Origin of the sequence: Bradyrhizobium sp. S69, assembly GCF_009766005.1 — a bacterium.
Classification (GTDB): domain Bacteria; phylum Pseudomonadota; class Alphaproteobacteria; order Rhizobiales; family Xanthobacteraceae; genus Bradyrhizobium.
The window spans coordinates 1-21,351 of record NZ_LMUK01000016.1 but is presented as its reverse complement, the minus strand read 5'-3'; the positions used below and the strand labels follow the sequence as shown (position 1 = coordinate 21,351).

Sequence of the window (21,351 nt, the reverse complement as noted above, 5' to 3'; positions counted from 1 at the left end):
CTGGGCACTCAGCAGACGCCGGACATTATTTGGTGCGCGGCTTCGATAAGTCCATCGTCTCGTTCGCCGATTGCCCGCCGTCGGCGGGCAATGACGCAGATGTTACGCCGCCTCGCCTTCGTCCTTTTCGACCGGCGCCAGGATCTTTACCGTGCCGCCGGCCTTCTCGACCGCTGCGATCGCCGTTTTCGACGCGCCGTGAACCTCGATGGTGAGCTTGGCCTTGATCTCACCGCGGCCGAGCAGCCGGACGCCGGCCTTCGAACGCCGGAGAACGCGGGCTTTCACCAGCGATTCCGCGTTGATGGTTTCCTTGACGTCGATCAGCTTGGCGTTGATGGCATCCTGCAACCGGTCGAGGTTGATCTCGGCGTATTCGACCCGGAAGATGTTGTTGAAGCCGCGCTTCGGCAGCCGCCGATGCAGCGGCATCTGGCCGCCTTCGAAGCCCTTGATGCGCACGCCAGAGCGCGCGGTCTGGCCCTTGCCGCCACGGCCTGCCTGCTTGCCCTTGCCCGAACCGATGCCACGGCCAACGCGCATACGCTTTTTGCGCGAGCCGGCATTGTCGGCGATATCGCTGAGCTTCATCGCGAAATTCCTTATCTTAGGAGCATGATCTTGACCGAAAACCGGTCCCCGCTTTTCGGGATCATGCGCCTCCTTGTTTCGATTACTCGCCGACGACGCGGACGAGGTGTTGAACCTTGGCGATCATGCCGCGAATCGAAGGGGTGTCCTGCAACTCGGAGACCCGGCCGATCTTGTTGAGCTTGAGGCCGATCAGCGTCTCGCGCTGCGCGTGCTGGCGGCGGATCGCGCTGCCGGTCTGCTCGATCTTGATCGTCTTTGCGGCCTTGGCCATCGTCATAACTCCGAAAGCGCTGGAAGCGCGTGTTGTTTATTCGGTAACCAGCTCGGCGTCGCCACCGACACGGCGCGACTGCAGCGTGGACACCTTGATGTTGCGGCGTGCCGCGACCGAACGCGGCGAATCCTGATGCTTCAGCGCGTCGAACGTGGCGCGAACCATGTTGTAGGGGTTCGACGAGCCGATCGACTTCGCCACCACGTCCTGGATGCCGAGCGTTTCGAACACCGCACGCATCGGGCCGCCGGCGATGATGCCGGTACCGGCCGGAGCGGCGCGCAGATAAACGCGGCCGGCGCCGTGACGTCCGGCGATATCGTGATGCAGCGTACGGCCTTCGCGCAACGCAACGCGGGTCAGGTTGCGCTTCGCCGATTCGGTCGCCTTGCGGATCGCCTCGGGCACTTCGCGCGCCTTGCCGTGACCGAACCCGACCCGGCCCTTTTGATCGCCGATCACGACCAGCGCCGCAAAGCCGAAGCGCTTGCCGCCCTTGACGACCTTCGCCACACGGTTGATGTGGACGAGCTTGTCGACGAACTCGCTGTCGCGTTCTTCCCGGCCGCCCCTGTGGCCGCCACCGCGTTCGCGTTCACCTGCCATGGTGTTTTCCGATCCTTAAAAGTCCCGCCTCGAAAGGCTAAATCCGTTTAATCCGCTTAGAAGCTCAACCCGCCTTCGCGCGCCGCATCCGCCAGTGCCTTGACGCGGCCGTGGTAGAGATAGCCGCCACGGTCGAATATCACTTCGGTGACGCCGTTCTTGACCGCGCGTTCCGCGACCAGCTTGCCGACCGCCTTCGCCGCGTCGATGTCGGCGCCGGTATTGCCGGCGTCGCGCATCGTCTTTTCCAGCGAGGACGCCGACGCCAGGGTTTCGCCCTTCAGATCGTCGATCACCTGTGCATAGATGTGCTTCGACGAACGGAACACCGACAAACGCGGCCGGCCGTTCGCCGTACGGCGCAACGACAGCCTCACGCTTTGCTTGCGCCGGGCATTCGTAATCTTGAGTTTCGACATGACCGGCTCCGTTACTTCTTCTTGCCTTCCTTGCGGAAGATGAATTCGTTGGCGTATTTCACGCCCTTGCCCTTGTAGGGCTCCGGCGGACGATAGCTGCGGATCTCGGCGGCGACCTGGCCGACGCGCTGCGAATCGTTGCCGACAATAATGATTTCGGTCGGCTTCGGCACCGTGATCGCGATGCCTTCCGGAATCGCATAGACCACGTCGTGGCTGTAGCCGAGCGCGAGCTGCAGGCTCTTGCCCTGCAACGCGGCGCGATAGCCGACGCCGGTGATCTCGAGCTTCTTCTCAAAGCCCTTGGTGACGCCTTCGACCAGGTTGGCGACCTGCGCGCGCGCGGTGCCGTACATGGCCTGCGCGCGGTTGGTCTCGACCCGCGGCGCGACCTTGATCGCGCCGTCCTCGAACTTCACCTCGACATCGTTGTGCACGATGAACTGAAGCTGGCCCTTCGGCCCCTTCATTTTTACGGTCTGCCCTTCGACGCTCGCCGTCACACCGGACGGGATCGTCACAGGCCGCTTGCCGACACGTGACATCGTTCTATTCCTTCTCAGAACACCGTGAAGAGAATTTCGCCGCCCACGTTCGCTTCGCGCGCTTCGTGGTCAGCCATGATTCCCTTCGGCGTCGATAACACCGAAATGCCGAGCCCGTTTTTCACGCGCGGCAGGTTCTTCACCGAGGCATAAACCCGCCGCCCCGGCTTCGATACCCGCTCGATCTCGCGAATCACCGGCTCGCCGTCGAAATATTTCAGCTCGATCTCGAGCTCGCTGCGGCCGCTAGAATGCTCGACGCTGGCATAACCGCGGATATAGCCCTCGGTCTTCAGCACTTCGAGCACATTGGCGCGCATCTTCGAGCCCGGGGTCGAAACCTTGGGCTTGGCGCGCATCTGGGCATTGCGGATGCGGGTGATGAGATCGCTGATCGGATCGTGCGTTGACATCTGACGACCCCCTTACCAGCTCGACTTCACGAGCCCGGGAACCAGGCCCTTGGAGCCGAGTTCACGCAGCGCGATGCGGGACAGTTTGTTCTTGCGATAGACCGAGCGCGGACGTCCGGTGATTTCGCAGCGATTGCGGATCCGGGTCGCCGACGAATTGCGCGGCATCTCGGCGAGCTTCAGCGTCGCCGCGAAGCGCTCTTCCATCGGCTTCTTCTTGTCGGCGATGATGGCCTTGAGCCGCGCCCGTGCGGGTGCTGCGTTCTTGGTCATCCGCTTGCGCCGGTTATTCTTCTCGATCGAACTCTTCTTTGCCATGCTTGGCTCCTGGGTTTCCGCGTTTGAGAGGCTTAGAAGCGTCTCACTGCCGGAACGGGAAATTGAATGCGGTCAACAACGCGCGGGCTTCATCGTCGGTCGCAGCCGTCGTGCAAACCGTGATGTCCATGCCCCACGTCTCCCCCATCTTGTCGAAGTCGATTTCGGGGAAAATGATGTGCTCTTTGATGCCGAGCGAATAGTTGCCGCGGCCGTCGAAGCTCTTCGGGTTCAGGCCGCGGAAGTCGCGTACCCGCGGCAGCGCGACGTTCACCAGGCGATCGATGAACTCGTACATCTTGGTCTTGCGCAGCGTGACCTTGCAGCCGATCGGCTGGTTTTCACGCAGCTTGAAAGTCGCGATCGCAACGCGCGAGTAAGTGATGATGGACTTTTGACCGGCGATCAACGACAGATCGGCCGACGCCAGTTCCGCCTTTTTGCGGTCGTTGACGGCCTCGCCGACGCCCATGTTGAGCACGACCTTGTCGAGGCGCGGCACCTGCATGACGTTGGCATAGCCGAACTGTTCGGTCAGCTTGCCGCGGATGCTCGCGTCGTATTCCGCGCGCAGGCGCGGGGTGTAAGCGGTCTCAGCCATCGATCTCTGCTCCCGAGCTCTTGGCAATACGTACCTTCTTGCCATCGGCCTGAATCTTGAAGCCCACGCGGGTCGCCTTGCCGTCCTTGCCGACATAGGCAATGTTGGACAGGTCGATCGGCGCCTCTTTCGAGATGATGCCGCCTTCCTGCGCCTGGGTCTGCTTCTGGTGACGCTTCACGAGGTTGACCCCGCGAACCAGCGCCTTGCCCTCGGTCGGGCGCACTTCGAACACCTCGCCGGTGCGACCCTTGTCGCGACCGTTGAGGACGATGACCTTGTCACCCTTCCGGATCTTGGCAGCCATCACAGCACCTCCGGCGCGAGTGAAATGATCTTCATGTGGTTCTTGGCGCGCAGCTCGCGCGGCACCGGCCCGAAGATGCGGGTGCCGACCGGCTCCGACTGATTGTTGATCAGCACGGCGGCGTTGCGGTCGAAGCGGATGACCGAACCGTCGGCGCGGCGGATGTCCTTGCGGACCCGGACCACGACGGCCTTCATGACGTCGCCCTTCTTGACCTTGCCGCGTGGGATCGCGTCCTTGATCGACACGACGATAACATCGCCCACCGTGGCATAGCGGCGCTTGGAACCCCCAAGCACCTTGATGCACATGACACGGCGTGCGCCTGAATTATCGGCCACGTCGAGGTTGGTCTGCATCTGAATCATTGATGCACCTCGTCCTCTTTCTGATGCGCTAAGTTGCGCCTAAAATTTCCTGAAAGCGTCGTTCGGTTTAACGAACGAGTCTCAGGCCGTTTTCTTCTGATCGCCCCGGACCACGGTCCAGCGCTTCAACTTCGAGATCGGCTTGCTTTCCTCGATCCACACCGTGTCGCCCGGCTTGAACTCGTTGTTCTCGTCGTGCGCGTGATAGTTCTTGGAACGGCGAATCGTCTTCTTGTAGATCGGATGGGTGAAGCGGCGATCGACGCGCACCACAACCGTCTTGGCCTGCTTGTCGCTGACGACCAGCCCTTGAAGCGTACGTTTTGGCATTTTAAGCCCCTTACTTCTTCTTCGCGCGCTGCTGCGCGGCGATGGTCTTGATGCGGGCGATGTCGCGGCGGGCTTCACGCAGCCGCGAGGTGTTCTCCAGTTGCCCGGTGGCGCGCTGGAAACGCAGATTGAAGCGCTCCTTCTTCAGATTGAGGACGGCGTCATCCATCTGATCGGAGCTCATTGCACGGACATCGGCGGTTTTCATCTCGGCCATATCGGTTACTCCGCGATGCGCGCGACGAAGCGCGTCTTGATCGGCAGCTTGGCGGCGGCCAGCGTCAGGGCTTCCTTCGCGGTCTGCACGGTCACGCCGTCGATCTCGAAAATCACCCGGCCAGGCTTGACCCGCGCCACCCACAATTCAGGCGTACCCTTGCCGGAGCCCATGCGGACTTCGGCGGGCTTCTTCGAAACCGGCACGTCCGGGAAGATGCGGATCCAGACCCGGCCCGCGCGCTTCATGTGACGGGTCAGCGCACGGCGCGCGGCCTCGATCTGACGGGCGGTGATGCGCTCGGGCGCCATCGCCTTCAGGCCGAACTGTCCGAACGACAACGTTGCGCCCGAAGTCGCAACGCCGTGGATACGGCCCTTATGCGCCTTCCGGAACTTCGTCTTCTTTGGTTGCATCATGGCTTACGCCCTCAAACCTTCTCTATTGCGCTCTTAAGCGGCGTCGCGGCGCGGACGGGTATTATCGCCCTCGGCCATTTTCTTGTCCTGCGCCATCGGATCGTGCTCGAGGATCTCGCCCTTGAAGATCCAGACCTTGACGCCGCAGGTGCCGAACGTGGTGAAAGCGGTCGCCACGCCGTAGTCGATATCGGCGCGCAGCGTGTGCAACGGCACCCGACCTTCGCGATACCATTCCATCCGCGCGATTTCCGCGCCGCCAAGGCGGCCCGAACAGTTGATACGAATGCCCTCGGCGCCAAGACGCATCGCCGACTGCACCGCGCGCTTCATGGCGCGGCGGAACGCGACGCGGCGCTCGAGCTGCTGCGCGATCGATTCGGCGACCAGGGTCGCGTCGAGTTCCGGCTTGCGGATCTCGACGATGTTGATGACGACGTCGGAGGCGGTGATGTCGGCAACCCGCTTGCGCAGCTTGTCGATGTCGGCGCCCTTCTTGCCGATCACGACACCCGGACGCGCCGAGTGGATCGTTACGCGGCACTTCTTGTGCGGACGCTCGATCACGATACGAGCGACGGCCGCCTGCTTGAGTTCCTTGTGCAGGATCGCGCGGATCTGCACGTCTTCATGCAGCAGCTTGCCGTATTCGTTCTTGCCTGCGAACCAACGGGAATCCCATGTCCGGTTGATGCCGAGACGCAGCCCGATTGGATTGATCTTTTGACCCATCGTATTCTCCTGCGCTCTGTTTAAGCGCTCGCCTCGGCCTGCACCTGACGAACCACGATCGTCAGCTGCGAGAACGGTTTAAAGACCCGGCCCGAACGGCCACGGCCGCGCGGTGCGAAACGCTTCATCACGATGCCGTTGCCGACATGCGCCTCGGATACGATCAGATCATCGACATCGAGATCATGATTGTTTTCCGCATTGGCGATTGCCGATTCCAGGCACTTCTTGACATCGACCGCGATCCGCTTGCGCGAAAACTGCAGGTCGGCGAGCGCAGCCGAAGCTTTCCTGCCGCGAATCAATTGCGCGACAAGATTGAGCTTCTGCGGGCTCACCCGAAGCATCCGGGCGATCGCCTTGGCCTCGTTATCCGGGAGGGTCCGTTCGCGCTTAGGTTTGCTCATCGCTTAATCCTCAAGCCTAATCCTTTAAGCCTTCTTGGCTTTCTTATCGCCAGAATGGCCGTGGAAGGTACGGGTCGGCGAGAACTCGCCAAACTTGTGACCCACCATTTCTTCGTTGACCGATACCGGCACATGCTTCTGGCCGTTGTAGACGCCGAAAACCAAACCGACGAACTGCGGCAGGATGGTCGAGCGGCGGCTCCAGATCTTGATCACGTCATGACGGCCGGACGCGCGGGCGGTATCTGCCTTCTTGAGCAGAGAGCCTTCAACGAACGGGCCTTTCCAGACTGAACGAACCATGTCCGGCGTTCCTTACTTCTTCCGCTTGTGGCGGCTGATGAGAATGAATTTGTTGGTCGATTTGTTCGAACGGGTCTTCTTGCCCTTGGTCGGCTTGCCCCACGGGGTCACCGGGTGGCGGCCGCCCGAGGTGCGGCCTTCGCCGCCGCCGTGCGGATGGTCGATCGGGTTCATGACGACGCCGCGGTTATGCGGACGCCAGCCGAGCCAGCGGGTACGACCGGCCTTGCCGATCGAGATATTCATGTGGTCCGGGTTCGACACCGCACCGATGGTGCCGCGGCAACGGCCGTGCACCAGGCGCTGCTCGCCCGAGTTCAGGCGAACGATGACGTAATCCTGGTCGCGACCGACGATCTGCGCGTAGGTGCCGGCCGAACGTGCGAGCTGGCCGCCCTTGCCGATCTTCATCTCGACATTGTGGACGATGGTGCCGATCGGCATGTTGCCGAGCGGCATGACATTGCCCGGCTTGACGTCGACATAGTTGCCGGCGACCACGGTATCGCCGACGGCCAAACGCTGCGGCGCCAGGATATAGGCCTGCTCACCGTCCTGATACTTGATCAGCGCGATGAACGCGGTGCGGTTCGGATCGTATTCCAGCCGTTCGACAACGGCGGGCGAGTCGGTCCTCTCGCGCTTGAAGTCGACGATGCGGTAGGCCTTCTTGTGGCCACCGCCGCGGAACCGCACGGTGATGCGGCCGGTGTTGTTACGACCGCCCTGCCCGCGCTTGCCCTCGGTCAAAGCCTTGATGGGCTTGCCCTTGTACAGCGCCGAACGATCGACCATCACCAGCTGGCGCTGGCCCGGTGTCGTGGGGTTGAATGTTTTCAATGCCATCGTCGTATCGCCTTATAGTCCGGTGGTAACGTCGATGCGGTGGCCCTCTTCGAGGGTCACGATCGCGCGTTTCACATCCGACTGGGAACCGAACTGACCGCGGAACACCTTGGTCTTGCCCTTGCGCACCAGCGTATTGACGCTCTTCACCTTGACGTCGAACAGCTTTTCGACGGCTTCCTTGATTTGCGGCTTGGTCGCCTTGCTCGCGACCTTGAACACAACCTTGTTGTGCTCGGAAGCAAACGTCGCCTTTTCAGTCACGACCGGGGCGACGATGATGTCGTAATGGCGCGGATCAATATTCTTCATTTGAAGCGCGCCTCCAACGCATCGACTGCGGCCTTGGTCAGCACCAGCTTGTGGCGGCGCAGAATGTCATAGACGTTGATGCCCTGGATCGGCAGCACGTCGATGTTCGGAATGTTGCGGGCCGCGATCGCGAAACCGTTATGCAGCTCGGCGCCGTCGATGATCAGCGCATTGGTCAGGCCGAGACCCGAGAAGTGCCCGATCAGCGCCTTGGTCTTGGCAGCCTCGAGCTGCGCATTGTCGATCACAATCAGGCCGCCGTCCTTGGCCTTGGCCGACAACGCATGCTTGAGCGCGAGAACGCGAACCTTCTTCGGCAAACCGGTCTCATGCGAACGAACCACCGGACCGAACGCACGGCCACCGCCGCGGAACTGCGGCACGCGGGCCGAACCGTGACGAGCACCGCCGGTGCCCTTCTGCTTGTACATCTTCTTGCCGGTGCGCCAGATCTCGGCGCGCCCCTTTGCCTTGTGGGTGCCGGCCTGCCGCTTGTTGAGCTGCCACTGCACGCAACGCTGGAGGATGTCCTTGCGCGGCTCAAGACCGAAGATCTCGTCCGACAGCTGGACCGAACCGGCTTCCTTGCCTTCAAGGGTGGTGACTTTTAATTCCATCTCACACGCCCTCCTGCTCGGCGGGCGCTTCCGCAGCCTGCTCGCCGCCAGCAACCTTGAATTTGCCGGGCTTGGGAGCCTCCTTCGGCAGCGGCTTCTTGACCGCGTCACGCACCGAAATCCAGCCGCCCTTGGAGCCGGGAACGGCGCCTTCGACGAGGATCAGGCCGCGCACAACGTCGGTCTGCACCACGCGAAGATTGAGCGTGGTGATGCGATCGACACCCATGTGACCGGGCATCTTCTTGTTCTTGAAGGTCTTGCCGGGATCCTGACGACCACCGGTCGAACCGATCGAACGATGCGAGACCGAGACGCCGTGGGTGGCGCGCAAGCCGCCGAAATTCCAGCGCTTCATGCCGCCGGCGAAACCCTTACCGACCGAGGTGCCGGTAACGTCGACGAACTGCCCGACCACGAAATGGTCAGCCTGGATCTCGGCGCCCACCGGGATCAGCGCGTCTTCCGACACGCGGAATTCGGTGACCTTCCGCTTGGGCTCGACTTTCGACACCGCGAACTGGCCGCGCTCTGCCTTCGGCAGATACACGGTCTTGCGGGTGCCCGAGCCAAGTTGCAACGCGACATAACCGTTCTTCTCGGTCGTGCGGTGACCCAACACCTGGCAATTGCCCAACTTCAGCACGGTCACTGGGATATGTTCGCCGGCCTCCGTAAAGACCCGCGTCATCCCGACCTTTTGTGCGACCACTCCGGAGCGCATCGGCGTGCTTCCTGTTCTTTCTGTCCGCTAACTTCGGACGGATGCTTAAAAACTTAGAGCTTGATTTCGACGTCGACACCGGCGGCCAGATCGAGCTTCATAAGAGCATCGACGGTCTGCGGGGTCGGGTCGACAATATCGAGAAGACGCTTGTGGGTGCGCATCTCGAATTGCTCGCGGCTCTTCTTGTCGACGTGCGGCGAACGGTTGACGGTGAACTTTTCGATGCGGGTCGGCAGCGGAATGGGTCCGCGAACCTGTGCACCGGTCCGTTTCGCCGTATTCACGATCTCGCGGGTCGACGTATCGAGGATACGATGGTCGAACGCCTTGAGACGGATTCGGATATTCTGGCCGTTCATTGCCGTTGTCTTTCTTTAGTGAGTGGCGAGTAGCGAGTAGCGAATTTCCATTCGCCACTCACCATTCCCTATTCGCTTACTTACTCGATGATGCTGGCGACGACGCCGGCGCCGACGGTGCGGCCACCTTCGCGGATCGCGAAACGAAGCTTCTCTTCCATCGCGATCGGCACGATCAGGTGCACTTCCATCGCGATGTTGTCGCCCGGCATCACCATTTCGGTGCCTTCGGGCAGATGCACGACGCCGGTCACGTCCGTGGTGCGGAAGTAGAACTGGGGCCGGTAGTTGGTGAAGAACGGAGTGTGACGACCGCCCTCTTCCTTGGTCAGGATGTAAGCCTCAGCCTTGAACTTGGTGTGCGGCTTGACCGAACCCGGCTTGGCCAGAACCTGACCGCGCTCGACTTCCTCACGCTTGGTACCACGCAGCAGCGCGCCGATGTTGTCGCCAGCCTGGCCCTGATCGAGCAGCTTGCGGAACATTTCAACGCCGGTGACGATGGTCTTCTGCGTCGCGCGCAGACCGACGATTTCGATTTCCTCGCCAACCTTGACGATTCCACGCTCGACACGACCGGTGACGACCGTACCGCGGCCCGAGATCGAGAACACGTCTTCGACCGGCATCAGGAACGGCTGATCGATCGGACGCTCCGGCTGCGGAATATAGCTGTCCACGGCCTTCATCAATTCCAGGATCGCGTCGTGACCGAGCGTCTTGTCCTTGTCTTCGAGGGCGGCGAGCGCCGAACCCTTGATGATCGGAATGTCGTCGCCGGGGAACTCATACTTGGAGAGAAGTTCGCGAACTTCCATCTCGACCAGTTCGAGCAGTTCCGGATCGTCGACCATGTCACACTTGTTCAGGAACACGACCAGCGCGGGAACGCCGACCTGACGGGCGAGCAGGATGTGCTCGCGGGTCTGCGGCATCGGGCCGTCGGCAGCCGACACCACCAGGATGCCACCGTCCATCTGCGCCGCACCGGTGATCATGTTCTTCACATAGTCGGCGTGGCCCGGGCAATCGACGTGGGCGTAATGCCGGTTCGCGGTCTCGTATTCGACGTGTGCGGTCGAGATCGTGATGCCGCGCGCCTTCTCTTCCGGCGCCTTGTCGATCTGGTCGTACGCGGTGAACGTGGCACCGCCGGTTTCCGCCAACACCTTGGTGATCGCCGCCGTCAGCGATGTCTTGCCATGGTCGACGTGACCGATGGTGCCGATGTTGCAATGCGGTTTATTACGTTCAAACTTTGCTTTAGCCATTTGACTCTCCGTTCAGTCGTTAGTTGTCGCCAACGACAATCAGGCAAACTTCTTTTGGACTTCTGCCGACACATTCGCCGGCGCTTCCGCGTAGTGATCGAACTGCATCGTGAAGGTCGCGCGACCCTGGCTCATCGAGCGCAGGTTATTCACGTAACCGAACATGTTCATGAGCGGCACCATCGCATTGATGACGTTGGCGTTGCCGCGCATGTCTTGACCCTGGATCTGGCCGCGCCGCGAATTCAGGTCGCCGATGACCGAACCGGTGTAGTCTTCCGGGGTCACCACTTCGACCTTCATGATCGGCTCAAGCAGAACGGACTTACCTTTGGTCAGCGCTTCGCGGAATGCGGCGCGCGACGCGATTTCGAAGGCCAGCGCCGACGAGTCGACGTCATGGTATTTGCCGTCAACCAGCGTCACCTTGACGTCCACCACCGGGAAGCCGGCGACCACGCCCGAACCCATGACGCTGTTGAGGCCCTTTTCAACGCCGGGGATATATTCCTTCGGCACCGAACCGCCAACGACCTTGGATTCGAACTCGTAACCCTTGCCGGGCTCGTTCGGCTCGACCACGATCGACACTTCAGCGAACTGACCGGTACCGCCGGTCTGCTTCTTGTGCGTGTACTTGACCTCGGCCTTCTTGGTGACGCGCTCACGGAACGCCACCTGCGGCGCGCCAATGTTGGCATCGACCTTGTAGGTGCGGCGCAGGATGTCGACCTTGATGTCGAGATGGAGTTCGCCCATGCCCTTCAAGATGGTCTGGCCGGACTCCACGTCGGTCGAGACCCGGAACGACGGATCTTCCGCGGCGAGTTTTGCCAGGGCGACGCCGAGCTTTTCCTGGTCGGCCTTCGACTTCGGCTCGATCGCTATTTCGATCACCGGCTCCGGGAATTCCATCTTTTCGAGGATCACCGGCTTGTCGGGATCGCACAGCGTGTCGCCGGTGCGCGCTTCCTTCAGGCCCGCCAGCGCGACGATGTCGCCGGCAAAGGCTTCCTTGATGTCTTCGCGGTTGTTCGCATGCATCAGCAGCATGCGGCCGATGCGCTCCTTGCGGTCGCGCGTCGAATTGATGACGCCGGTGCCCGACAACAGCGTGCCGGAATAGATGCGGCAAAACGTGATGGTGCCGACGAAAGGGTCGTCCATGATCTTGAACGCGAGCAGCGCCAGCGGCTCCTTGTCGTTCGGGAGCCGAACGATTTCATTGCCGTCTTCATCAAGGCCCTTGATGGCCGGCACGTCGACCGGCGACGGCAGATAATCAACGACCGCGTCGAGCAAAGGCTGCACGCCCTTGTTCTTGAAGGCCGAACCGCACAGCACCGGGAAGAACGCGCCAGTCAGCACGGCCTTACGGATCATGCGCTTCAACGTCGCCTCATCGGGCTCGTTGCCGTCGAGGTAAGCGGCAAGAACCTCATCGTCGAGCTCGACGGCGGCTTCCAGCAGCTTCTCGCGATATTCCTTGGCCTTCTCGACCATGTCCTCGGGAATATCGATGTCTACGAACTTGGCGTCGAGCTTCTCTTCTTCCCAGATCACGCCCTTCATGCGGACGAGATCGACCAGACCCTTGAAATTATTCTCGGAGCCGATCGGAAGCTGGATCGCAATCGGCTTGGCGCCGAGGCGATCGACAATATCCTGCATGCATTTGTAGAAGTCGGCGCCGGTCTTATCCATCTTGTTGGCGAAGACGATGCGCGGAACCCGGTACTTGTCGCCCTGACGCCAGACGGTCTCGGTCTGCGGCTCAACGCCCTGGTTCGAATCGAGCACGCATACCGCGCCGTCGAGCACGCGCAGCGAACGCTCGACTTCGATGGTGAAGTCGACGTGGCCGGGGGTGTCGATGATGTTGAGACGCTTGCCTTCCCAGAACGCGGTGGTCGCAGCCGACGTAATGGTAATGCCGCGCTCCTGCTCCTGCTCCATCCAGTCCATCGTCGCGGCACCTTCGTGCACTTCGCCGATCTTGTGGCTCTTGCCGGTGTAATACAGGATGCGCTCGGTGGTCGTGGTCTTGCCGGCATCGATATGCGCCATGATACCGAAGTTGCGGTAGTTCTCTATGGCATGAACGCGGGGCATGGGTTGTTCCTTAAAATCCGTTGCTTCGCCGTTACCAGCGATAGTGCGAGAAGGCGCGGTTGGCTTCCGCCATCCGATGCACGTCTTCACGCTTCTTCACGGCGTTACCCCTGCCATTCGATGCGTCGAGCAACTCCGCCGAGAGCCGCTCCGTCATCGTCTTTTCGTTGCGATCGCGCGCCGCCGTGATGATCCAGCGAATACCGAGCGCCTGACGGCGCACGCTGCGCACTTCGACCGGCACCTGATAGGTGGCGCCGCCGACGCGACGCGACCGCACTTCGATGGTCGGCATCACGTTTTCCAGAGCCTGCTCGAACACCGGCAGCGGGCCCTGCTTGGTCTTGGTCTCGATGATTTCGAGCGCACCATAGACGATGCTCTCGGCGGCAGACTTCTTGCCGTCATACATGACCGAATTCATGAACTTCGTGATGATGATGTTCCCGAACTTCGGATCCGGGTTCACTTCACGCTTTTCAGCAGAATGGCGACGAGACATCTGGTCTGTTCCCGATTATTTCGGACGCTTCGCGCCGTACTTCGAACGGCGCTGCTTACGGTTCTTGACGCCCTGGGTATCGAGGACGCCGCGGAGGATGTGGTAGCGCACGCCCGGCAAATCCTTGACGCGGCCGCCGCGGATCATGACCACCGAATGCTCTTGAAGGTTATGGCCTTCACCCGGGATGTAACCGATGACTTCGAAGCCATTGGTCAGACGCACCTTGGCGACCTTACGAAGCGCCGAATTCGGCTTCTTCGGGGTCGTGGTGTAGACGCGCGTACAAACGCCACGCTTCTGCGGCGACTGCTGCAGCGCCGGCACCTTCTTGCGCGACTTCTGCACCGTCCGCGGACTTGCGATCAGCTGGTTGATCGTCGGCATGTCAGCCTTCACCCTTTAATTCACGCGAAACCGAACATCGGCTCCGCAAATTCCTGTCGGGACACGTCGTCCCGTCGAGCGCCCCGCACGAAACATTCGCGCAAAGCGAAATCGCGCCAACCACTCATTACTGAGCGGAAAGCGCTTCGACGCCACAGAGGACCGCAGTCTGAACCGATCAGCTTGCGCTGGTCAGTTGGCCACCGAGGTCATGCATCCGAAATCTATCTCAAGAGAACTTGCTCGAGAGAACCAAGATCGTCCTGGCATTGCCTAGCTATAATCGACAGCGTTTGAGCGGCATTCGTCGAGGTTGGTGCCCGTTTCAGGTTCAAAGGAGAACTGAAAGGGTGATCCGTTCCGACTCTTGGCGTCGCTCACCGCCTGTCGTCAAGTGCGCGGGTTGTATCCACGCTAGATAGTCAAGTCAAGACGAAACGACAATGGCAGAAACGCCTCTGGCGCAGATGGAATCGCGCGCTTCGTTGCGATTTGCAGAGCTCGTCCGAACGCCATCTTCGTTCGGTGCGCTCGCGAATCGACCGCCACCATCGCCGGGTATTCTTAAGGCCGATCGCTATTTTTACCCGGATATTATTAAGGAATCTGCATCTTTATTTCAAAGCGAGCCCCAGAGATAAAGCTTTATTTGCCTTTTCGCCCGCAAGTATAGCGGTTTGCGAGCCGGAATTATCGGATGAAGTATACCGACATCGCGATCATCGGAGGTGGCCTCGCCGGCTCGACCGCGGCTGCCATGCTCGGACGCGCCGGTATTCCTGCCATCCTGATCGATCCGCACCCGGTCTATCCGCCGGATTTTCGCGTCGAAAAGCTCAGCGGCGACGAACAAATCGACCGATTCCGCAAAACCGGCGTCGCCGAATCGGTACTGGCATCGGCCACGCATGACGGTGAGAACTGGATCGCCCGATTCGGCTACCTGCTCGACAGACGGCCGAGCCAGCAGTTCGGCATCATGTATGACGGGCTCGTCAACGCCATCCGCGCCGTGATTCCGCCGGCCGTCGAGCAGGTCCATGCAAAGGTCATCGCGATCTCAACCAGCGCCAAACGGCAAAAACTGACATTGTCCGACGGGACCATGATCTCCGCCCGGCTCGTGGTGCTCGCCAACGGCTTGAATGTCGGGCTGCGTCGCAGCCTCGGGATCGAGCGCCAGATCGTCAGCCCCTGCCACTCGATTTCGATCGGCTTCGATATCGCGCCGGTCGGCCGGCCGGCCTTCGCGTTTCCGGCGCTGACCTATTTCTCGGAACGGCGCAGCGACCGGATTGCCTATCTGACGCTGTTTCCGATCGAAGACAGGATGCGGGCCAACCTGTTCACCTACCGCGAGAGCGACGATCCCTGGATCCGCCAGTTTCGCAACGCCCCGGTAGAGACCTTGAATGCTTCGTTGCCGAGGCTGCACCGCATCACCGGTCCGTTCGAGGCCCGGGGCGATATCAAGGTCCGACCGGCGGATCTCTGCGTCAGTACCAATTTTCTGTTGCCCGGCGTTGTTTTGGTCGGCGACGCCTTCGAGACCACCTGCCCGGTCACGGGAACCGGGACCGACAAGGTGTTCACCGACGTCGAGCGACTGTGCAATGTCCATATCCCGGCCTGGCTCGCGACCGATGACATGGACACCGACAAGATCGCGGCGTTCTACGACGATCCGGTCAAGAAAGCCTGCGACGCCTGGTCATCGGCCAAGGCCCATGATTTCCGTGCCCTGACGCTCGGGGATGAAATCTACTGGAGCTCGCAACGCTGGGCGCGTTTTCTGGTGTGGTTCGGCCAAGGCCTACTGCGGCGGCTGATCCATCGGCGTGCCGGCCCGGCACTCCCCGATCACGCCTCGTCGTCGTCCTCATCCTCGTCTTCGTCTTCGTCATCCTCATCATCATCGCTATCGTCGGCGGCCTGATCGTTCGCTGGATGCGCGCTGTGGCTCTGGTCGTCCCAGAGCTTGCGGTACGCGCCATTGCCGGCAAGCAGCTTGGCGTGTGAGCCGCGCTCGATCACCTTGCCGCCTGCAATCACGATGATCTCGTCCATCTCGACCACCGAGGTCAGCCGATGGGTCGACCAGATCAAGGTGCGGCCCTCGGCAACTTTCAGCAGCGTACGGTTGATCGCCGCTTCAGTGGTCTGGTCGAGCGCCGACGTCGCCTCGTCCAGCAACAGGATCGACGGATTGCGCACAATGGCGCGCGCGATCGCGATACGCTGACGCTGTCCACCCGACAGGGTATCGCCGCGCTCACCGACCGGGGTGTCGTATTTCTTCGGCAAGCTCATGATGTAGCGGTGGATTTCGGCCTTGCGCGCCGCTTGTTCGACCTCCTCGTCGGTCGCGCCCTCCTTGCCGAGCCGGATGTTCTCCCGGATCGACATGTTGAACAGCATGTTCTCCTGGAACACCACCGCCATACTCCGGCGCAGGGATTCGCGGGTGACCCTTCTGATGTCGACGCCGTCGATGGTGACGCGGCCTTCATCGGGCACATACAGCCGCAGGATCAAATTGAGCAGCGTGCTCTTGCCGGAGCCGCTCGGGCCGACGATGGCGATGGTCTTGCCGACATTGAGCTTGAGGCTGAGATTGTCGAGAACCGGAGTTTCGCTGCCCTCGTACTGGAAACTGACGCGGTCGAAGGTGATGTCATTGGTGATGCGCGGCAGATCGGGCGCGCCCGGGCGATCATCCGCGCCCCTGGTCGGCTCGTCCAGCAACTCCTCCATGTGACGCACCGCGGCCGCCGACTGGATCGACACCGGGATGAAATGCATGATGTGGGCGATGTTGTAGGAGACTTCCCAGAACGCGCTCTCGAATGTGACAAACGTCCCGATGGTGATCTGGCCCTTGGTGGCGAGATAAGCGCCGAGCGCCAGCACCACGAGGTGCAGCAACAAAACCGAGATCGTGACCGTGCGCTCGACCATGGTCGACAGGAACGTCGCCGCGGCGATTTTGCGGCGCGCGTCGTCGTTGCGCAGCGTGAACCAGCCGAGCGTCTTGCGCTGCAGGCTGAACGCCTTGATCACCGCCTGGGCCGCGACGTTTTCCTGCACCATCCCGAGCAACGTGGACTCGTTGATCTTCTGCTCGTAGTTGGCCTGGACAGCCTTCGGCGTCAGTATCCGCGGGCCGATCAGCGTGATCGGGAACACCAGGAGCGCCACCGCGGCCAACTGCCAGTTCAGGAACAGCATCAGGATGATGCCGGCGATCAATTCGAAAAACGGCAACGCCGCGCTGTTGGCGAAGCTCTTGACGGCGCCTTCGAAGGCCGACAGGTCGATCGAAAAACGCGACAGGATCTCGCCGCGCTTGGTGCGCCCGAAATAGGCCGACGGCAGATTCTGCACATGCTCGAACAGCCGCAGCCGGACATCTGAAATGACCGAGGCCGCGAGGTTGGCATCCCAGCGCTCGTACCAGACCGCGACGATCGAGGTGACGATTCCGGCCACCGCGAGGACCGAGAGAATCCGCACCAGCGCTTCGAAGTCTTCCTCGCCGAGCGCGTCGTCGATCAGGAATTTCAAGCTCAACGGCATGATAACGTTGAACAGCGTCTCGACCAGGACGCCGAGGCCGACCAGGGTGATGACCTTCTTGTAGTTTTTCAGGAACGGCCGGACGAAGGCATAGACCGTCGCCAGCGCGCCGGCGGCTTCCTTGGCCGTGAAGACGACGAGTTCCTCATCGTCCTCGTCATCTTCCAGGTCAAGTTCGTCCTCATCGTCGTCTTCGTCGCCATCATCCAGCGGAGGCGATGCGGGCGGCTTGCCGGCCATGACGCGATCGGGCGCTTTGGCGCCACCAGCGAGGTTCTTCTCGAGCTCGGGCGCGGCTTTTCCAGCCGCCGCAGTGGCCGTCGGATCATCCGGCGATGAAGGCTTGGATGGAGGCTTGTTGGACGGAGGCTTGGAGGCCATGAAACCAACCGATACTGCACGGCCGGCACGACCGTAAAATCAGGGAATGCGGGCGGAAGTGCCACCGCGCCAACTCTAGAGCCTTTTCCGTTCCGATGGAATCGGAACGGGGCTCTAGTCTTTCATTTTGACGCGCTTTCTTCACGCGAACCGGCGTCCACTTCGCTCGAAAACGCTCTACGCGATCACCACGCATTCCGCAAAAATAATTGGCGATGGCCTCTCGTCAATCTTCCCGACGAATGCCGGGATGATTGGTTAATCGTCGTCCTCGACCTTGTCGAAGAACGAGTAGCGCAGGCTGTCGGAGTCCGCGTACCATTGTCCCGGCCCCTTGTTGGCGGCCAGTGTCGCGGCCCACAGCGCGTCGGTGGTGTCCTGCCGATGCATCGACAGGTCAAAGCCGTTGCTGAAGAACATCTCGGACCATTCCCACCAGGTGCCGAGCTTCTTCACGCCGCGCAGTAGGTCGTAGCGGTCGATCAGGGCCGGCGCCATATCCGACGTCACCGATCCGAACACCAGGCCGGATTTCACCACGCGATTCAATTCGCCGATGGCGCGGACCACCTGCTTTTTGCCGACATGACACAGGCTGGTCTCGAATACGAAATCGAATTCCCCGTCCTTGAACGGCAAATCGGCGATCGATCCGAGCTTGTTGAACTTTTTCAGCGCCTTTGGCGTCTTGGCGTGGATCGCGCGATTGTTCTCGATGCCCCAGGCATCGATGCCGCGCTCGCGCAGCGCGCCGACCAGCTCGCCGCTGGCAGACCCCGCGACCAGGAGCTTGTAGCCCTTGGCCCTGTTCCAGACGATCTTGATCTGATCCATCAGGTAGGCCGGATCGGTAAACCTGTTCCAGACTTCGCTGTAGGGACCGAGCCCGCGGTAATTCTCGAAATAATCGCGGTCGATCTTGTCGGAAGCGGGCTTGTTCGACGAGCCATTGCCGCCCTCGCCTTGCGCGCGGCGCAGCCGCATCATCTCGGTGACGACGATATCGGTGGCGGCATCGGAGGAATCGAGCAGCCCGTTCAAGGTCGAATCGAACAAATAGTCGCCGACCACGACCAGTCCGGGATGCTGCTTCGGCTCAGGCCGGTGATTGGTCATGACGTCGCGCGCCGGCATGCCGCCGGGAAGCGCATTCACCGACGACAGCCAGCGATGAATCTTGCCTTCCATGAAATGCGCGCGGGCGTCGCCGAGCGAGGCCGGCAGCGACTTCAGCGCGGCGTCGATCAGCTCCTGGTCGCTGAGATTGGCAAACGCCAGCGCGTCCGAGCCCGCGATCAGCCAGTTCAGGACGCCATGCTTGCCGACATCGTGACGCGCGCCTTCATTGTAAACGCAGCAGCCGCCGAACGCTTCCGACATGAACCAGGCGCCCGGGATCTTCTCGCCCCAGAACGGCGTATCGAACAGGATCGAGACCCGCAGATAGTGCGCCGGCCGATCGAAATAGGCGACGTGCTTGACCATCGACTTGCGCAGCTCTTCGCCGTCCCATCGCATGGTGGCGAGCCAGGAATGCGGCAGGCACATCAGCACCAGATCGAAGTCCCGGCTCTCCGGCCCCTTGCCGTTCATCATGTTGAGCTGATAGCGGCCAGCTTCGGTCTTGCCGACCTTGAGAACCCGGTGGTTGAGCTGAATGTCCGCATCGACTTCGGACTGCAGACACTCGATCAGTTGTTCATTGCCGTTCTGGATCGAATAAAGGCCGATATAGCCATCGACATCCATCACGAAGTTTTTCAGCGCGTTGAGCCCATTGGTGTTGTGGGTTTCGGTCGCAAGATCGGAGCGCGCCATCACCTTGAAGAAGCGCTTGGCGGTGGCGTCATCGACTTCCCGATCGAGCAATGCCTCGGCAGTGATGTAGGCCCACGGATGCTCGTTGTCGTGCGCGCCGACGCCTTCGTAATATTCGATCGGCGACACCATCTCGGCGCAACGCTTGCGGAACGCTTCGATGGCAGCCGCGGTCTTCGCCCCGTATTTGCGGCGCATGCCCGGCACGTCGTTGAGCAGTTCGCCGTCGAGCAGAACCTGCTCGGCATCCATCGGAATGGTTTGCAGGCCGAAATGCTGGATCATCTCGCGCAGCGGATCCGGGCCCGTCATCGAGTAGTCGTAAATCTCGGCGACGCCGGCCTCATAGGTCGCGGGCGCGGAATCGAATCTGCGCGTCAGCACTTTGCCGCCGACGCGGTTCGACGCCTCGAAAATGGTGATGCGGCAGAGCTCACCCAGTTTCTTTTTCAGATACCAGGCGCTCATCAGGCCGCCCGGCCCGCCGCCGACGATTGCAAGATCCAACATGTAATTTCCGCAAGTCTCCGGCTCCCCCCGAGGGAATCCGGTCTAAGTCCTCTTACCAAAAGCGCTTTTCACCCTGAAGGAAAGATGAACAAACCGGGGGGAACCGTGCCAAAAACTTGTGCAGATGAGGAAAAGGCCGGCTTTCGCCGGCCTTTTCGGTAACATCTTGAAACCGTGTTGCTTTATTCCGCGGGCGGCAACGCCAAAGGCTCGACTTCCGGCGCCGCGGGCACAATGGCGGCCTGCTGCTTTTCCCGTTCGTCGAGGATCAGCTTGTCGCGCTTGACCGCGACTTCGCGGATCTTGGCCATCGAGGCGCCGGTTCCCGCCGGGATCAGCCGGCCGACGATGACGTTCTCCTTGAGGCCTTCCAGCGGGTCCACCTTGCCGTTGACGGCGGCTTCGGTGAGCACGCGGGTGGTCTCCTGGAACGAGGCCGCCGAGAAGAACGAACGGGTCTGCAAGCTCGCCTTGGTGATGCCGAGCAGCACCGGCGTTCCGGTCGCGATCTTCTTGCCCTCTTCCTTGGCCTTGGCGTTGAGCACGTCGAACTCGATCTTGTCGACCTGCTCGCCCGAGATCATGTCGGTCTCGCCCTGGTCGGTGACTTCCACCTTCTGCAGCATCTGACGGACGATCACTTCGATGTGCTTGTCGTTGATCAGCACGCCCTGCAACCGGTAAACTTCCTGGATTTCGTTGACCAGATAGGCAGCGAGTTCCTCGATGCCCTTGATCGCCAGGATGTCGTGCGGCGCCGGATTGCCTTCGACGATGAAGTCGCCCTTTTCGACGATGTCACCATCCTGCAGATGGATGTGCTTGCCCTTCGGAATGAGGTACTCGCGAGTCTCCTCGTTCTTGTCGACCGGCTCGATCGAGATGCGGCGCTTGTTCTTGTAGTCGCGGCCGAACCGGATGATGCCGGAGATTTCCGCGATGATCGCGGCATCCTTCGGCTTGCGAGCCTCGAACAGTTCCGCAACCCGCGGCAGACCGCCGGTGATGTCGCGGGTCTTGGCGCTCTCGGTCGAGACACGCGCCAGGATGTCGCCCGGCTTGACCTTCGCGCCGACGTCG

28 protein-coding genes and 1 pseudogene are annotated in these 21,351 nt (G+C 61.2%); 1 reads left to right on the top strand and 28 read right to left on the bottom strand.

What is annotated here, in order from left to right:
- Positions 1–102 precede the first annotated feature (102 nt).
- The 25 genes from rplO to rpsL form a co-directional block, all read right to left on the bottom strand.
- The gene (gene rplO / locus GSQ88_RS05040) at positions 103–591 is read right to left on the bottom strand and encodes a 50S ribosomal protein L15 (protein ID WP_159006292.1); all 489 of its coding nucleotides are present in this window, start codon (positions 589–591) and stop codon (positions 103–105) included.
- Positions 592–673: 82 nt separating this feature from the next.
- Entirely contained in the window at positions 674–865 is a 192-nt protein-coding gene (rpmD, locus tag GSQ88_RS05035) for a 50S ribosomal protein L30 (protein ID WP_159006291.1), read from the bottom strand.
- Between the two features lie 36 nt (positions 866–901).
- The gene (gene rpsE, locus GSQ88_RS05030; RefSeq protein ID WP_159006290.1) at positions 902–1,474 is read right to left on the bottom strand and encodes a 30S ribosomal protein S5; all 573 of its coding nucleotides are present in this window, start codon (positions 1,472–1,474) and stop codon (positions 902–904) included.
- 56 nt (positions 1,475–1,530) lie between these two features.
- Positions 1,531–1,893, bottom strand: a complete 363-nt coding sequence (gene rplR, locus GSQ88_RS05025; protein ID WP_159006289.1) for a 50S ribosomal protein L18 — start codon at positions 1,891–1,893, stop codon at positions 1,531–1,533.
- Between the two features lie 11 nt (positions 1,894–1,904).
- Positions 1,905–2,438: a 50S ribosomal protein L6 gene (gene rplF, locus GSQ88_RS05020; RefSeq protein ID WP_159006288.1), complete on the bottom strand. Its 534-nt coding sequence runs from the start codon at positions 2,436–2,438 to the stop codon at positions 1,905–1,907.
- Between the two features lie 14 nt (positions 2,439–2,452).
- The gene (rpsH, locus tag GSQ88_RS05015; protein WP_159006287.1) at positions 2,453–2,851 is read right to left on the bottom strand and encodes a 30S ribosomal protein S8; all 399 of its coding nucleotides are present in this window, start codon (positions 2,849–2,851) and stop codon (positions 2,453–2,455) included.
- Between the two features lie 12 nt (positions 2,852–2,863).
- A complete protein-coding gene (gene rpsN / locus GSQ88_RS05010) occupies positions 2,864–3,169 on the bottom strand; it encodes a 30S ribosomal protein S14 (protein ID WP_159006286.1) in 306 nt (101 codons plus the stop codon).
- Between the two features lie 43 nt (positions 3,170–3,212).
- A complete protein-coding gene (rplE, locus tag GSQ88_RS05005) occupies positions 3,213–3,770 on the bottom strand; it encodes a 50S ribosomal protein L5 (RefSeq protein WP_159006285.1) in 558 nt (185 codons plus the stop codon).
- Positions 3,763–4,077 carry a 50S ribosomal protein L24 gene (gene rplX, locus GSQ88_RS05000; RefSeq protein WP_159006284.1) on the bottom strand — a complete coding sequence of 105 codons (315 nt, stop codon included), beginning with the start codon at positions 4,075–4,077 and terminating at the stop codon, positions 3,763–3,765. The genes rplE and rplX overlap by 8 nt, the downstream gene beginning before the upstream one ends.
- On the bottom strand, positions 4,077–4,445 hold the full coding sequence (gene rplN / locus GSQ88_RS04995) for a 50S ribosomal protein L14 (RefSeq protein WP_100382411.1): 369 nt from the start codon (positions 4,443–4,445) through the stop codon (positions 4,077–4,079). Before rplN ends, rplX begins: the two co-directional genes overlap by 1 nt.
- Before the next feature lie 81 nt (positions 4,446–4,526).
- The gene (rpsQ, locus tag GSQ88_RS04990; protein ID WP_159006283.1) at positions 4,527–4,775 is read right to left on the bottom strand and encodes a 30S ribosomal protein S17; all 249 of its coding nucleotides are present in this window, start codon (positions 4,773–4,775) and stop codon (positions 4,527–4,529) included.
- Between the two features lie 10 nt (positions 4,776–4,785).
- Complete coding sequence (gene rpmC / locus GSQ88_RS04985) at positions 4,786–4,992, bottom strand: 50S ribosomal protein L29 (protein WP_159006282.1); 207 nt, start codon at positions 4,990–4,992, stop codon at positions 4,786–4,788.
- Positions 4,993–4,997: 5 nt separating this feature from the next.
- Positions 4,998–5,411, bottom strand: coding sequence for a 50S ribosomal protein L16 (gene rplP, locus GSQ88_RS04980; protein WP_159006281.1), 414 nt, complete (start codon positions 5,409–5,411; stop codon positions 4,998–5,000).
- Between the two features lie 33 nt (positions 5,412–5,444).
- Positions 5,445–6,143 carry a 30S ribosomal protein S3 gene (gene rpsC, locus GSQ88_RS04975; protein ID WP_159006280.1) on the bottom strand — a complete coding sequence of 233 codons (699 nt, stop codon included), beginning with the start codon at positions 6,141–6,143 and terminating at the stop codon, positions 5,445–5,447.
- A gap of 20 nt (positions 6,144–6,163) precedes the next feature.
- A complete protein-coding gene (gene rplV / locus GSQ88_RS04970) occupies positions 6,164–6,550 on the bottom strand; it encodes a 50S ribosomal protein L22 (protein ID WP_159006279.1) in 387 nt (128 codons plus the stop codon).
- Positions 6,551–6,574: 24 nt separating this feature from the next.
- A complete protein-coding gene (rpsS, locus tag GSQ88_RS04965; protein WP_159006278.1) occupies positions 6,575–6,853 on the bottom strand; it encodes a 30S ribosomal protein S19 in 279 nt (92 codons plus the stop codon).
- Positions 6,854–6,865: 12 nt separating this feature from the next.
- Entirely contained in the window at positions 6,866–7,699 is an 834-nt protein-coding gene (gene rplB / locus GSQ88_RS04960) for a 50S ribosomal protein L2 (protein WP_159006277.1), read from the bottom strand.
- Between the two features lie 12 nt (positions 7,700–7,711).
- A complete protein-coding gene (locus GSQ88_RS04955) occupies positions 7,712–8,011 on the bottom strand; it encodes a 50S ribosomal protein L23 (protein WP_159006276.1) in 300 nt (99 codons plus the stop codon).
- Positions 8,008–8,628, bottom strand: coding sequence for a 50S ribosomal protein L4 (gene rplD, locus GSQ88_RS04950; protein WP_159006275.1), 621 nt, complete (start codon positions 8,626–8,628; stop codon positions 8,008–8,010). The genes GSQ88_RS04955 and rplD overlap by 4 nt, the downstream gene beginning before the upstream one ends.
- Position 8,629: 1 nt before the next feature.
- Positions 8,630–9,352 (bottom strand): 50S ribosomal protein L3, encoded by a 723-nt coding sequence (gene rplC, locus GSQ88_RS04945; RefSeq protein ID WP_159006274.1) that lies wholly within the window; start codon positions 9,350–9,352, stop codon positions 8,630–8,632.
- 53 nt (positions 9,353–9,405) lie between these two features.
- On the bottom strand, positions 9,406–9,714 hold the full coding sequence (rpsJ, locus tag GSQ88_RS04940; protein ID WP_002712302.1) for a 30S ribosomal protein S10: 309 nt from the start codon (positions 9,712–9,714) through the stop codon (positions 9,406–9,408).
- Positions 9,715–9,794: 80 nt separating this feature from the next.
- A complete protein-coding gene (gene tuf, locus GSQ88_RS04935) occupies positions 9,795–10,985 on the bottom strand; it encodes an elongation factor Tu (RefSeq protein ID WP_159006273.1) in 1,191 nt (396 codons plus the stop codon).
- Between the two features lie 39 nt (positions 10,986–11,024).
- A complete protein-coding gene (gene fusA / locus GSQ88_RS04930; protein WP_159006272.1) occupies positions 11,025–13,097 on the bottom strand; it encodes an elongation factor G in 2,073 nt (690 codons plus the stop codon).
- 31 nt (positions 13,098–13,128) lie between these two features.
- The gene (gene rpsG, locus GSQ88_RS04925) at positions 13,129–13,599 is read right to left on the bottom strand and encodes a 30S ribosomal protein S7 (RefSeq protein ID WP_159006271.1); all 471 of its coding nucleotides are present in this window, start codon (positions 13,597–13,599) and stop codon (positions 13,129–13,131) included.
- Positions 13,600–13,614: 15 nt separating this feature from the next.
- Positions 13,615–13,986, bottom strand: coding sequence for a 30S ribosomal protein S12 (rpsL, locus tag GSQ88_RS04920; RefSeq protein ID WP_029584567.1), 372 nt, complete (start codon positions 13,984–13,986; stop codon positions 13,615–13,617).
- Positions 13,987–14,683: 697 nt separating this feature from the next.
- Between rpsL and GSQ88_RS04915 the strand changes: the two genes are divergently transcribed.
- Complete coding sequence (locus GSQ88_RS04915) at positions 14,684–15,922, top strand: FAD-dependent oxidoreductase (protein WP_159006270.1); 1,239 nt, start codon at positions 14,684–14,686, stop codon at positions 15,920–15,922.
- Here the strand turns inward: GSQ88_RS04915 and GSQ88_RS04910 are convergent.
- From GSQ88_RS04910 to GSQ88_RS04900, 3 genes and pseudogenes are all read right to left on the bottom strand, one after another.
- Positions 15,847–17,943 carry an ABC transporter ATP-binding protein gene (locus GSQ88_RS04910; RefSeq protein WP_174247919.1) on the bottom strand — a complete coding sequence of 699 codons (2,097 nt, stop codon included), beginning with the start codon at positions 17,941–17,943 and terminating at the stop codon, positions 15,847–15,849. The two genes, GSQ88_RS04915 and GSQ88_RS04910, sit on opposite strands and share 76 nt — an antisense overlap.
- 258 nt (positions 17,944–18,201) lie before the next feature.
- Positions 18,202–20,271: an FAD-dependent oxidoreductase gene (locus tag GSQ88_RS04905; protein ID WP_159006269.1), complete on the bottom strand. Its 2,070-nt coding sequence runs from the start codon at positions 20,269–20,271 to the stop codon at positions 18,202–18,204.
- Positions 20,272–20,453: 182 nt separating this feature from the next.
- Positions 20,454–21,351: pseudogene (locus GSQ88_RS04900) on the bottom strand (DNA-directed RNA polymerase subunit beta'); the annotation flags it as partial.

Bases quoted from the DNA above. Each gene is read 5' to 3' on its own strand.
- rplE (WP_159006285.1), bottom strand. From the start codon at position 3,770: ATGGCTGAGACCGCTTACACCCCGCGCCTGCGCGCGGAATACGACGCG.
- rplB (WP_159006277.1), bottom strand. From the start codon at position 7,699: ATGGCATTGAAAACATTCAACCCCACGACACCGGGCCAGCGCCAGCTG.
- tuf (WP_159006273.1), bottom strand. From the start codon at position 10,985: ATGGCTAAAGCAAAGTTTGAACGTAATAAACCGCATTGCAACATCGGC.
- rpmD (WP_159006291.1), bottom strand. From the start codon at position 865: ATGGCCAAGGCCGCAAAGACGATCAAGATCGAGCAGACCGGCAGCGCG.
- rpsG (WP_159006271.1), bottom strand. From the start codon at position 13,599: ATGTCTCGTCGCCATTCTGCTGAAAAGCGTGAAGTGAACCCGGATCCG.
- rpsC (WP_159006280.1), bottom strand. From the start codon at position 6,143: ATGGGTCAAAAGATCAATCCAATCGGGCTGCGTCTCGGCATCAACCGG.
- rplX (WP_159006284.1), bottom strand. From the start codon at position 4,077: ATGGCTGCCAAGATCCGGAAGGGTGACAAGGTCATCGTCCTCAACGGT.
- rpsS (WP_159006278.1), bottom strand. From the start codon at position 6,853: ATGGTTCGTTCAGTCTGGAAAGGCCCGTTCGTTGAAGGCTCTCTGCTC.
- GSQ88_RS04910 (WP_174247919.1), bottom strand. From the start codon at position 17,943: ATGGCCTCCAAGCCTCCGTCCAACAAGCCTCCATCCAAGCCTTCATCG.
- rpsJ (WP_002712302.1), bottom strand. From the start codon at position 9,714: ATGAACGGCCAGAATATCCGAATCCGTCTCAAGGCGTTCGACCATCGT.
- rpmC (WP_159006282.1), bottom strand. From the start codon at position 4,992: ATGGCCGAGATGAAAACCGCCGATGTCCGTGCAATGAGCTCCGATCAG.
- rplR (WP_159006289.1), bottom strand. From the start codon at position 1,893: ATGTCGAAACTCAAGATTACGAATGCCCGGCGCAAGCAAAGCGTGAGG.
- GSQ88_RS04915 (WP_159006270.1), top strand. From the start codon at position 14,684: ATGAAGTATACCGACATCGCGATCATCGGAGGTGGCCTCGCCGGCTCG.
- rpsL (WP_029584567.1), bottom strand. From the start codon at position 13,986: ATGCCGACGATCAACCAGCTGATCGCAAGTCCGCGGACGGTGCAGAAG.
- GSQ88_RS04905 (WP_159006269.1), bottom strand. From the start codon at position 20,271: ATGTTGGATCTTGCAATCGTCGGCGGCGGGCCGGGCGGCCTGATGAGC.
- rplN (WP_100382411.1), bottom strand. From the start codon at position 4,445: ATGATTCAGATGCAGACCAACCTCGACGTGGCCGATAATTCAGGCGCA.
- rplV (WP_159006279.1), bottom strand. From the start codon at position 6,550: ATGAGCAAACCTAAGCGCGAACGGACCCTCCCGGATAACGAGGCCAAG.
- rplO (WP_159006292.1), bottom strand. From the start codon at position 591: ATGAAGCTCAGCGATATCGCCGACAATGCCGGCTCGCGCAAAAAGCGT.
- rplC (WP_159006274.1), bottom strand. From the start codon at position 9,352: ATGCGCTCCGGAGTGGTCGCACAAAAGGTCGGGATGACGCGGGTCTTT.
- rplP (WP_159006281.1), bottom strand. From the start codon at position 5,411: ATGATGCAACCAAAGAAGACGAAGTTCCGGAAGGCGCATAAGGGCCGT.
- rpsQ (WP_159006283.1), bottom strand. From the start codon at position 4,775: ATGCCAAAACGTACGCTTCAAGGGCTGGTCGTCAGCGACAAGCAGGCC.
- rplD (WP_159006275.1), bottom strand. From the start codon at position 8,628: ATGGAATTAAAAGTCACCACCCTTGAAGGCAAGGAAGCCGGTTCGGTC.
- rplF (WP_159006288.1), bottom strand. From the start codon at position 2,438: ATGTCACGTGTCGGCAAGCGGCCTGTGACGATCCCGTCCGGTGTGACG.
- rpsE (WP_159006290.1), bottom strand. From the start codon at position 1,474: ATGGCAGGTGAACGCGAACGCGGTGGCGGCCACAGGGGCGGCCGGGAA.
- fusA (WP_159006272.1), bottom strand. From the start codon at position 13,097: ATGCCCCGCGTTCATGCCATAGAGAACTACCGCAACTTCGGTATCATG.
- rpsN (WP_159006286.1), bottom strand. From the start codon at position 3,169: ATGGCAAAGAAGAGTTCGATCGAGAAGAATAACCGGCGCAAGCGGATG.
- GSQ88_RS04955 (WP_159006276.1), bottom strand. From the start codon at position 8,011: ATGAAGAATATTGATCCGCGCCATTACGACATCATCGTCGCCCCGGTC.
- rpsH (WP_159006287.1), bottom strand. From the start codon at position 2,851: ATGTCAACGCACGATCCGATCAGCGATCTCATCACCCGCATCCGCAAT.